The organism is Halococcus thailandensis JCM 13552, assembly GCF_000336715.1.
GTDB lineage: Archaea > Halobacteriota > Halobacteria > Halobacteriales > Halococcaceae > Halococcus > Halococcus thailandensis.
Window position 1 is genome coordinate 1 of record NZ_AOMF01000161.1, and the last position, 10,596, is coordinate 10,596.

The 10,596-nt window shown below is 61.7% G+C and carries 13 protein-coding genes and 1 pseudogene; 8 read left to right on the forward strand and 6 right to left on the reverse strand.

Annotated features, from left to right (window positions below; all coding sequences use genetic code 11):
- Positions 1-28: 28 nt before the first annotated feature.
- From C451_RS23820 to C451_RS12555, 3 genes and pseudogenes are all read left to right on the forward strand, one after another.
- Positions 29-205, forward strand: a pseudogene (locus C451_RS23820) (orotidine-5'-phosphate decarboxylase); the annotation flags it as partial.
- Positions 206-268: 63 nt separating this feature from the next.
- A complete protein-coding gene (locus C451_RS12550; RefSeq protein WP_007741098.1) occupies positions 269-577 on the forward strand; it encodes an antitoxin VapB family protein in 309 nt (102 codons plus the stop codon).
- Entirely contained in the window at positions 564-953 is a 390-nt protein-coding gene (locus C451_RS12555; RefSeq protein WP_007741105.1) for a PIN domain-containing protein, read from the forward strand. The genes C451_RS12550 and C451_RS12555 overlap by 14 nt, the downstream gene beginning before the upstream one ends.
- A 3-nt stretch (positions 954-956) precedes the next feature.
- Here the strand turns inward: C451_RS12555 and C451_RS12560 are convergent, their stop codons facing one another.
- On the reverse strand, positions 957-1,157 hold the full coding sequence (locus tag C451_RS12560) for a hypothetical protein (RefSeq protein ID WP_007741106.1): 201 nt from the start codon (positions 1,155-1,157) through the stop codon (positions 957-959).
- Between the two features lie 63 nt (positions 1,158-1,220).
- On the opposite strand from C451_RS12560, the gene C451_RS12565 reads away from it, so the two are divergent.
- The 3 genes from C451_RS12565 (at position 1,221) to C451_RS22100 (ending at position 3,044) form a co-directional block, all read left to right on the forward strand.
- Complete coding sequence (locus C451_RS12565) at positions 1,221-1,724, forward strand: J domain-containing protein (protein WP_007741111.1); 504 nt, start codon at positions 1,221-1,223, stop codon at positions 1,722-1,724.
- A gap of 211 nt (positions 1,725-1,935) precedes the next feature.
- Complete coding sequence (locus tag C451_RS12570) at positions 1,936-2,178, forward strand: hypothetical protein (protein WP_007741113.1); 243 nt, start codon at positions 1,936-1,938, stop codon at positions 2,176-2,178.
- 2 nt (positions 2,179-2,180) lie between these two features.
- Positions 2,181-3,044, forward strand: coding sequence for a hypothetical protein (locus C451_RS22100; protein WP_152420467.1), 864 nt, complete (start codon positions 2,181-2,183; stop codon positions 3,042-3,044).
- A 302-nt stretch (positions 3,045-3,346) separates the two neighbouring features.
- Here the strand turns inward: C451_RS22100 and C451_RS12575 are convergent, their stop codons facing one another.
- Positions 3,347-4,405 (reverse strand): IS1595 family transposase, encoded by a 1,059-nt coding sequence (locus C451_RS12575; RefSeq protein WP_007741115.1) that lies wholly within the window; start codon positions 4,403-4,405, stop codon positions 3,347-3,349.
- Between the two features lie 462 nt (positions 4,406-4,867).
- Between C451_RS12575 and C451_RS12580 the strand changes: the two genes are divergently transcribed.
- Positions 4,868-6,463, forward strand: a complete 1,596-nt coding sequence (locus C451_RS12580; RefSeq protein WP_007741117.1) for a GTPBP1 family GTP-binding protein — start codon at positions 4,868-4,870, stop codon at positions 6,461-6,463.
- On the opposite strand, the gene C451_RS12585 is transcribed toward C451_RS12580, so the two are convergent.
- The 4 genes from C451_RS12585 to C451_RS12600 are packed head-to-tail and all read right to left on the reverse strand — an operon-like array spanning position 6,464 to position 8,929.
- Positions 6,464-7,138, reverse strand: a complete 675-nt coding sequence (locus C451_RS12585; RefSeq protein ID WP_007741119.1) for an HAD family hydrolase — start codon at positions 7,136-7,138, stop codon at positions 6,464-6,466.
- 30 nt (positions 7,139-7,168) lie between these two features.
- Complete coding sequence (locus C451_RS12590) at positions 7,169-7,645, reverse strand: hypothetical protein (protein WP_007741120.1); 477 nt, start codon at positions 7,643-7,645, stop codon at positions 7,169-7,171.
- Positions 7,642-8,574, reverse strand: a complete 933-nt coding sequence (gene mch, locus C451_RS12595; protein ID WP_007741121.1) for a methenyltetrahydromethanopterin cyclohydrolase — start codon at positions 8,572-8,574, stop codon at positions 7,642-7,644. Before mch ends, C451_RS12590 begins: the two co-directional genes overlap by 4 nt.
- A 40-nt stretch (positions 8,575-8,614) precedes the next feature.
- Positions 8,615-8,929: an MTH1187 family thiamine-binding protein gene (locus C451_RS12600; protein ID WP_007741122.1), complete on the reverse strand. Its 315-nt coding sequence runs from the start codon at positions 8,927-8,929 to the stop codon at positions 8,615-8,617.
- 84 nt (positions 8,930-9,013) lie between these two features.
- Here C451_RS12600 and C451_RS12605 point away from each other — a divergent pair, with 84 nt between their 5' ends.
- Positions 9,014-10,381, forward strand: a complete 1,368-nt coding sequence (locus C451_RS12605) for an NAD(P)/FAD-dependent oxidoreductase (RefSeq protein ID WP_007741123.1) — start codon at positions 9,014-9,016, stop codon at positions 10,379-10,381.
- The last annotated feature ends 215 nt before the right edge of the window (positions 10,382-10,596 follow it).

The following is a 10,596-nucleotide window of genomic DNA, read 5'->3' on the forward strand; positions in this document are numbered from 1 at the left end:
GCGCCATCAGAGATGTGTATAAGAGACAGGTATAGGTGCACAGGGCGGCGACGCGGAGGCCGCCATCGAACACGGACTCGCGAGCGGCGTCGGGCTCGTCAACTCCTCACGGGGCATCATCTTCGCCGGTGAGGGCGAGTCGTTCGCCGGGGCGGCCGGTGAAGCGGCGAAGCGACTGAAACGACGATTGAACGAGTATCGTTGACCAATTCGAGTTCTATCGTTTGACCAGCGACAGACATTTGTGTACATGGACACAAACACAGCCATGGGGACGAAGACCATCGGCGTCACCGAGGAGATCTACGACCGCCTCGCCGCCGAGAAGCACGACGACGAGAGCTTCACCGACACCCTCGCGCGCCTCATCGACGAGACGACCGCGGACTGGCGGCACGGATTCGGGCGATACGGCGATGCGGATACGGATGAATTCGAGCGCGTCATCGCCGAGTCCCACGACGATCACGCATCTGGACTTGCCGAGAGCCATGCCGAAACGCTCGAAGAGCTCGGTTTCGAGCTTGACGCGGATGGGAACGTGATCGCGAGTCCAGACAGTGATGAAAGTCGTTGATACGACACTGCTGATCGATCACGCTCGCGGCGAGGAGCGCGTCGCGTCGTATCTCGCAGCTCACGAGGACGAAACGCTGGTCGTTCCCACGGTCGTCTTCCAGGAACTCGCCGTCGGAGAGGTGCTTGCACGCGACGAGACACAGGCGGCGATCCGTAATCATCTCGGTGCGTTCGACGTGCGTGCGTTCGACGTCGACCACGCTTACCATGCGGCGGTCATCGAAGCGAAACTCCGTTCGGCCGGCGATTACGACGCCGCGCTGGCGGCGGACGTCCTCGTCGGCGGCGTCGCCCGCTCGCTCTCGGTGCCGATCATCACTCGGAACACCGCTCACTTCGAGCGATTTGACGACGTTGCCGTCGAGGGTTACTGATCCTCAGAAACGTACGTTCTCGCCCGTATCCTCCCGGCCGGGATCCGTCGGTTCGTCGGAATCGGAACCGGAGCCGTCCGAACAGTCCAGACAGAGGCTGTGCGAGTCGTCGTAGTGCTGTGAACAGACCGTTCGGCCGCAGCGCTCGCAGGTACGATCGGCCGGACGGCTCTCGCAGATCTGACACAGTTCGGAGACGCTCATGGCGACCGTTCGCCGTGCAGGAACTTCAAGCTGTGGCGAGGGGTTTAGGCCGCTCGACACCCAATGACCGCCGTGCCCCGGTCGCAGCTCGTGCTCGCGCTCATGTCGGTGTTCGCCGGGCTGACAGTCGTGCTCGCCGTGCTCGGCTTCGCCTACAGTCCGGTGGCACTCGTCGTCGCGCTCCCCTTCGGTGCGACGACCTACGCGCTCTGGTATCACGCGAGCGGACGACTCCGTGAGCGCGCCCGACGCAACGTCCGCGCCGGACGGCGAACGACGACCGAGCGCGGCGGGTTCGGCGCGGGCCCGCGCGAGGACTGGACCGGTCCGCGAGGCGGTGGCGGTGGTCGGTTCGGGGATACACGACAGCGCCGTGCCACACGACGATCGACCGGCCAGTCGATGCGCGACGCCTACCGAACACTGGGGCTCGACCCCGATGCCGACGAGTCGGCGATCAAGCGGGCCTATCGCGAGAAGGTGAAGGAAACCCATCCGGACACCGAGGACGGCTCCGAACGCCGATTCAAGCGCGTCAACGAGGCTTACGAGCGTCTCTCCGAGTGAACTCCAGAAGCCCGAAATCGCCGTCCCACCAACAGCGGGTATGATTCCCGGGACCGACGCGCCGCCGCTTGCCGTCGATATCGCGGGAGGCTGACGCGTTTGATGCGGTCTGGTTCAACTGATCGCGAGGTACTATCATGGGGAATTTTATAGTAAGGCGTATACAGTGTGATACACTAAGAAGAGACCAAGGTCTCGTTGCACCACAATCATGGACCCAGACATAACGTTTCGTCCAAGCGCGGCGGAGAAGATTGTTGAGAAATTCGGGAAAACAGTGGATGATGAGGGGTACATCGTTGACAAAGAAACACAAGAACGCGTTGAGTCCAATTTGGGAAACGAGATATCGATAGACAATTTCGGGGGCGTAGGCAAAGGATCTCAAGTGTTTCTAGAAAAAGACTACGTCTCCGTCGCGGAGTTTATTGAGTCGAAAGAGAAGCAGGACTAATCGTGCTTGATAGTGTTCGAGACACAGCAATAGAGATCGCAGATGATTTTTTAGGTACTACTGATGTAGAAGGCCTCCCGATAGAAATAGGATATGAAGGACAAGATTCTCCCCCCATAGCCATTGAAAATAGTGAGGGGCAAGAAATACTTCTTTTGAACTTGGATGCGATAGAAGAATCTAAAGAAGAACAGATCCTATCTAGCGCATCCTCTCAAGTTTGGTCTCAGCAGGGAGGGTTAGTTGACAGCCAACTCATAGAGGATGTACTGTTGGTTAGCGAAGGAGTGACAACCCAAGATATACGATCCACCACAAGCTATTTCGAAGATTATCTTCCAGATCGGGAAGTTGATCTTCTTCGACGATGCCTCTATCTTCGGATAGAGTGGGTGGATGACACATCATATACGGATAGCCGTCAGATGACAGACAGAAAAGCATCTCTTCGAAGAGAATACGGGGACAAAGCTACTGCTGTGGCTAATCTGGCTAGTTCTGGCTATTACGATGAGCAAGGATATCTAAGGGTAGTATTTGAGAAGGTCAAAAACGATGGCAGCATAAGTCGTGGCGAGTATATAAGCATCTATGACGAACTTATAAGAGATCAACCATTCTGTGTATTTGTGTCAGGAAAAAGTAACATCCCCGAGATTAAAAAAGAGATTTTATCCAAGAACGGCACATTGAGCGCGTATCAAATAGAAATCGATTTCATCGATGTGCGTGCACAAGGAGGGAACAATCGTGGAAAGCTAGAACAATCTATTCTGGAAATTCAGAGAGATGCATACACTATGCATTTCGAAGTCAGGGTTATGCCCAGAGAGACATCGTGCAGAATATATAATATCGATAACTGATAAACGATTCTGGTGATGTCTGTCAGAGATGCAAAAGCAGCCCTGGAAGATGGCACGTATCTGTTTATATTTTTGCCAGCTGTAAACTACCTGCAGTTGTTTTTGTCACAAGCACAGTACTTCCACCTTCATCCCGATCATCGAGGAGTCGTAGTTCTCATCTCAGTTGTCAGCGGATCATTCGTATACAACTATGTTCGCTCTTATGTAGATTAGCGGAACACGGTGACGGCGATACAATCGACGAGACTGTGGATCGGTGCTCCAACAAGGTTCAGAGAGCGAANTCGCTCTTATGTAGATTAGCGGAACACGGTGACGGCGATACAATCGACGAGACTGTGGATCGGTGCTCCAACAAGGTTCAGAGAGCGAAGGAATCCGAAGGTGCGAGCGGCCTGCTCCAAGCCCTGCTTGGACAGGCCGCGGAATTTCGCCAGCCACGGCTGCACTAATGACCAGAGGCATTCAACCTGATTCGTGTGGACACCTTCGTCTGAGACGTACTCATCGTCGTGAACTACGGTTCGATGGTCGTGGCTCATCTGCTGATACGCCGGGAGTTCGTCGGTCCAGATCTCTCCCAGCGGCTGGGAGAGATCGTTCGCTTCCTCGATCACTGGCTCAAGATTCTCGTCGTATTTCGACCCCTCTTCGGCCGAGATCACCCGCAGTACGTCGCGGCACGCCGCGACGAGCGTCATCTCATCGCCCCGCTCTCCTGTCCATCGCGCCCGTCCGGGTCCAGGAGACCCGCCGCGGGACAGTCCGTCCCGCGGTGGGTTCTGACCTTTGAACCCCGAGCACACCTGCTGGGTTTCATCGACCTGCGTCGGTCCAGTAATCGTCTGGTCGATGCGTTCCCAGACGGTTGGGAAACCGCTCTCGAATGCGGTTTCCACGTTGTTGATCGCCTCGAAGACGGTTTTGTAGGCACGATCAAGCAGTGGCGCGATCTGGTTGATACTAAGGAGGGTATCGGCGTAGAGGACGAAGGCGACGAGAAACTCGCCGGGGGCGAGTTTCGAGTCGTAGAACGGTGTACCGCGAGTGTAGGTGGTTTTCCAATCACAGCGGCCACACCAGATACGGGCTGACCCGTCGAGAGCGTGGAGGGTGTCAGCGTTACAATNACCGCGAGTGTAGGTGGTTTTCCAATCACAGCGGCCACACCAGATACGGGCTGACCCGTCGAGAGCGTGGAGGGTGTCAGCGTTACAATCTGGGCACGCTCGGGAGGTCCAGATGATCTTGAGCCGCCGCTCGACGATGGCGTCGAGCGGCTCGGGCCGGAACTCTATTACGCCGAGGTCAGCGAGTTGCTCAAGCATTCCGCCGAGCGCAGCGCGTTCATTGGTCATGTACGACTGCTATCGGCGGAATGCACTAACCTCCGTGATCTCAGTTCCGCAGTACTACAGAAGAGCGACTATGTTTTAGGAGACCCAGATGACACTCACTCATTCATCAAGATTTGTTTCATCCTCTTGGTAGTTGTTCTGTTGGTGTCATATGTTCATAGTACATACAGCCTCTTCTTGAGCATGAATAGCAACTCAACGCTTACTACCATTCTATTGTTCGTTTCTGTTAGCGTCGGCTCACTTGTCATCACACACAATATTCTTTATAAATTTTCCGATGGCTATGATAACGAGATGTAGCTAATTAGTCCAAATACGAGTTGCAATATCAGTGTCTTTTATTTTTTTTTTCTTGAATTTATGTATATAAGATTCCCTTACGCACCCATCGATATGTGGATAGGTACCACCTGATTCCACTGCACGAATCTTTTTGCGCCCGGGACGCCACAGATAGGCATGGTCGCTGACCGGGCCGTCCTCGACCGGGCGCTCGCGGCGGGCGAGCGCGAGGGCGGTAGCGTCGAGTTCAAAGAACGGCTCACCGAAGACCTCCATCTCGCCGACGGCAAGCTGGAGAGCCTCGCGGCGCAACTGCGTCACCGGGTGCTCTCGGGCGACGGCGAGGCCACCTACGTCGTCGGCGTCACCGACGACGGCGGGCTCGCGGGCATCTCGCCCGACGAGTTCTCCGAGTCGATGGACGTGCTCTCCCTGCTCGCCGAGGAGGCCGACTCCCACATCGAGGCGGTCGATACGTGGGGGATCGACGATGGGCTCGTCGGCGTCGCCACGATCGCCGAGGGCGCGATGTTGGAGGACGACGGCCACATCGTCGTCGGCACCGCCGGCCACGTCGATCACGGCAAGAGCACCCTGGTCGGCTCGCTCGTTACGGGCCAGCCGGACGACGGCAACGGCGACACACGGAGCTTCCTCGACGTCCAGCCCCACGAGATCGAGCGCGGGCTCTCGGCGGATCTCTCGTACGCCGTCTACGGCTTCCGCGACGGCGACCCGGTGCGCACGCGAAACCCGAACCGGAAGGCCGACCGCGCGGAGGTCGTCGAAGAGGCCGACAGACTGGTCTCCTTCGTCGATACCGTCGGTCACGAGCCGTGGCTGCGCACCACCATTCGAGGGCTGGTCGGCCAGAAACTCGACTACGGACTGCTGACGGTGGCCGCCGACGACGGCCCGACGAAGACGACGCGCGAACATCTCGGCGTGTTGCTCGCGACGGAGTTGCCGACGGTCGTCGCCATCACCAAAGCGGATATGGTCGACGAGGAGCGTGCCATCGAGGTCGAGCGCGAGGTCGAGCGCCTCCTCAGAGACGTGGGCAAGAGCCCGTTGCGCATCGACCGCCACGGCGTCGACGCGGCCATCGAGGAGATCGGCGACACCGTCGTCCCCATTCTGCGCACGAGCGCGGTCACGATGGACGGACTCGACGCGCTCGACGAACTGTTCGAGCGACTGCCGAAGACCGGCACCGAGAAGGGCGAGTTCTCGATGTACGTCGATCGGAGCTACAAAGTGACCGGCGTCGGTGCGGTCGCCTCCGGCACGATTCGGTCGGGAACCGTCGAAGCGGGCGACGAACTCCTCCTCGGTCCGTTCCGCGACGGTACCTTCCACGAGGTCGAAGCGCGCTCGATCGAGATGCACTATCACCGCGTCGATCGCGCGAAGGCCGGCCGGATCGTCGGGATCGCGCTGAAGGGTGTGCGGGAGGCGGATCTCGAACGCGGGATGGTCCTCCTGCCGCGCGATGCGGACCCCGCTCCCGTGCGGGAGTTCGAGGCCGACGTGATGGTGCTCAACCACCCCACCAGGATCGACGACGGCTACGAGCCGGTCGTCCACCTCGAAACGGTGAGCGAGGCCGCCGCCTTCCATCCGGAGGGCGGTCAGCTCCTGCCCGGCGACACCGGCCACACGCGAATTGAATTCAAGTTCCGGCCCTATCTCGTCGAAGAGGGCCAGCGGTTCGTCTTCCGCGAGGGTCGCTCGAAAGGTGTGGGCACCGTGACGAGCGTTTCGTCCAACTGATCAGGCGCGCCACGGCGGGTTCGCGAGTTCTTCCATCGAGGCCAGCGTGTGGTCGGGCACCGGATCGGGCGTCGAGCCGTCGTCGAGCCAGACGCTTTGGAGACCGGCCGCCTGCGCGCCGGCGACGTCCGAGGACAGCGAGTTACCGATGTGGACGGCCGACGCCGGCTCGCCGTCGAGTGCGGACAGCGCCCGATGGAACGGTTCGGGATCGGGTTTGGCGGGCGCGTCGTAGCCCGCGTGGACCACGGTCTCGAAGGCGTCGTCGAGGCCGAGCGCGGCGAGTTTGTCCGACTGCATCTCCGGTGGGCCGTTCGTCACCACACCGACTCGGTGATCGTCCGAGAGGGTCGCGACCGCCTCGCGCGCGCCGGGGAGCGCGCGGACGTTGTGGTGGTCGCGCTCGTCGGTGTAGGCGTCGGCGAGATCGTATCCGAGCGCCGGATCGTAGTCGTTGTCGGCGGCGATGGCGGCGAAACACTCCTCGCGGAGCTCGGTGATCGTGTCCGTGCGGTCGGCGAACGTCGCGTAGCGGGCGTAGTAGTCCTCGACGGTGAAGAACGGCTCCACCCCGCACGCCTCGAACGCGAGCGCGAGCAGTTCGTCGCCCGAGCGGCGGTACTCACAGAGCGTATCGTCGATATCGAACAACACAGTGTCGACCGATGCTGTCATTACCGAACCCAGGGGCTACGGAAGCAAAAATCAGACGGCACGATGTTCGTCGCCGACCCGCTCGGCGAGATCGAACACGACCGCCCAGCCGAGCAGCCGTCGGACGCGCCCGCGCCAGTGGCTCTCCCAGTCCGGCCGTCGATACCGCTCCCAGTTCGGCACGTGCGATCGAAATCGGTCGAATAGTTCGTCCTCGTCGAGCGGTTCGTCGTCGAGCGCGTCGAGCAGCGCTTCGACACCGAAGACACCCTCGCGAAACGCCGTCGCGAGCTCTTCGCGATCAGGATCGCGCCGCAGACGCCGATAGCCCGAACTCGTCTCCTCGGCGAGACCGAGCGCCCGGAGGAACGTGATCCACTCGCGGGCGTCGTCGCGCGCGGTGAGCTCCGTCCGGTCGAGCAGGCGCGCACAGCAGTCGTTCTCACTGCTGGGAACCAGCGGGAGCGCCTCCTGGGCATCGCTCAGGAAATCCATCCCGCTGGGTTCGGGTGCGACTTTGAACTTCACAGGTCGAACGAGTCGGCGAGCAGTTCGTCGTTCGTTCCGCCGAGGACGTGCGTCGATCCGCCCACGACGTCGACGGTGAGCTGAGCCGGCGCGAAGAGCTCGGCAGGTAGGTCGGCGACCGACCAGTCGACGCCCTCGAAGATCGACTCGAAGGGTGTTCCGTACTCGTCGGTCGCGGTCGACGGTAGCTCGTCGAACCGGTCGAACTCCTCGGTGACGGTCAGATGAACCTGCCCACCGTAGGCGAGTGCGTCGTTCGTCCGACCCATCGCGCTCGCCTCGCTCTCGCTCACCGGGGCGAGTGGCGCGCTCGCGCTCACCGATCGGATGTCGAGCGGGTCGTAGCCCAGATCGGTCAGTCGCACGGTCGCGAGTTCGGCCGCCCGCGCGGCGACGGTGAGGCTGCCCGCGAGGCTCGCGGTCGGCGTCGTCGCCAGGAAGAGCGAGCTCGGCTCGATACCGGCCCGCTCGGCGATCTCGGCGGCGATCGCCGGGGTGGGTGGGTCGTCTGATTCGACGGCGAGCACGCCGAAGTCGAACTCGTCGGCGTAGCCCACCCGGGAGAAGATCTCCGCTTCGGCGGCCAGCGCCCGCGCCGGACCGCTGCCGAGCCCTTCGTACTCGTGTCCACTGAGCTCCCAGTCGGCCGTCTGCGCACAGAGTAGCGCGAGCGCCGGGCGATCGGTCGTGAGCTCCACGTGGGGGAGCGGCGCGTCCGCGACCGTGTCCATGCGTGTCTGGACGGTCGCGAGCCCGGCGGTCTGGATCTCGGCGAGCAGCAGGCCCGCCTCGATGCCGCCCGGCACGCGATGGCCGAAATCGAGCAGCGTGGCCTCGTTGTCGAGCTCCCGTACCTCGATGCCGAGCTCGTCCGTGAAGTCGATCGCCTCCTCGACGAGTTCGAGCGCCATCCGATTGAGACTCTCCATATCGGTGGTTCGGCGCGTCGGTGAACCGTTCGTCGGTTCGTCATTCACGGTCGCCGTGTGCCTCCCGGCCGAGTTCGCGTTCGACGGCGTCGACCTTGTCGTCGGCCGAATCGTCGCTCGTACGTTTGTCGTCGATCTTCAGGACGGTGCTCACGCGGTCGCCGTCGACGGCTTCGTGGGCGGCCTGCGCAGCGGCGAACAGTTCGCCCGGCTCGTCGGCTTCGATCACCGTTCCCATCGGGTTCGTCTCGTAGTCCACGTCGAACTCGTCGAGCGCGGCGACGGCCTTGGCGACCTCGCCGGCCATACTGTCCTCGATGACGGGAGCGACGCTGAGCAGTGCAACGACGGTCATGGGGGCACGACGCGGGCCATCCACCTAACGCTGTGGGCCGCCGGCGAACACAAGCTACATTCGCGTCGGCCGGAAATCCGTGCCATGATCGGCATCGTCGGCGGCGGTATCGCGGGGCTCGCGGCGGCCTACCGCCTCCAACAGGAGGGCCACGAGGTGAGGATCTTCGAGGCGAGCGAGGACGTGGGCGGGCTCGCGGCAACCTACGAGACCCGCGGCGATCGCATCGAGAAGTTCTATCACCACCTCTCGAAATCCGAGGAGACGATCGTCGAACTCGCCGAGGAACTGGATCTCGGCGACGCGCTCGAATGGCGTGTCGGGGAGAACGGCTACTACGTCGACGGCACCCTCCACCCGATGGACACGCCGTGGCAGATCCTCGCCTACCCGCATCTGAGCCTCTACGACACGTTCCGTCTCGGGATGCTGACGCTCGACGTCGACGTGCGCGGCGGTGTGCCGAAGTTCGATAGCTACGAGAACCTCCAGGATTACGAGGACGTCCCGATCAAGGAGTTCGTCCTGGAGCACACGACGCGCGGCGTCTACGAGAACTTCTTCGAACCGCTGCTCGAAGCGAAGTTCGGTTCGCGCAAGGACGACGTGAGCGCCGCGTGGCTGCTCGGGCGCGTCAAGTTCCGCGGCGAGCGCGACCTCCTTCGGGGGGAGATTCTGGGCTACTTCGACGGCGGCTTTCACCGACTGATCGACGCTCTCGTGGCCGCGGTCGGCCGTGAGAACATCCAAACCGGCACGCGTGTCACGGATCTCGACACGACCGGCGGCGGGGTCGAATCGCTCACGGTCGCGAGCGATGGCGAGACCGAGACCCACGCGATCGACGAGGTCGTCGTCGCGGCGATGCCCAACGTTTTGGAGGATCTCACGGGCTACACCTGCGAGATCGACTTCCAGGGCACGGTCTGCTCGGTGATCTCGCTCTCCGAATCGCTGATGGACACCTACTGGCTCAACATCGCCGACGAGGCTCCCTTCGGCGCGCTCATCGAACACACCAATTTCGTGCCCGCGGCGCGCTACGGCGGCGAACACCTGCTCTACGCGGTGAGCTACGTCCAGAATTCCGAAGAGAAACTCTGGCGGATGAGCGACGACGCCGTCGAGGCGACGTGGCTTTCTGGCATCGAAGAGCTCTTCCCCGACTTCGATCGCAGCAGCGTCAACTGGATCGAGACGGCCAGAAACCCGCGGACTGCGCCGGTCTACGAGCGCGGCTATCTCGACATGGTGATCCCCTACGACCTCGACAGCGAGGTCGCCGACGGCGTTTACTACGCCGGGATGGCGAGCCGCGCCCAGTACCCCGAACGAAGCCTGAACGGCGGGATCCGGGCGGGCTTCGCCTGTGCTGACCGCATCGCCGAAAAAGACGAACGCGAACAGCGCCAGGCGGCCACGGCCGTCGGCGATGGCGGCCAGCGCGACTGAACCCAGCCGCGGCAGCGGGCGGCTGCGGTCGCGGTGCAGTTGCGGATTCCTGGTGGACGAAGGGCGAACGAGCGACCGGAGTTCTCGTGAGCGAAGCGAACGAGAGCACGGAAGAGCGAAGCTCTTCCGGAGGGAGCGAGTGAGGGCTTCTGCGGTGCTGTGCGGTCAGCGTCGGCGGCGCTGATTGTTCTCGACTATTCCTCGCTCCGAGCGAC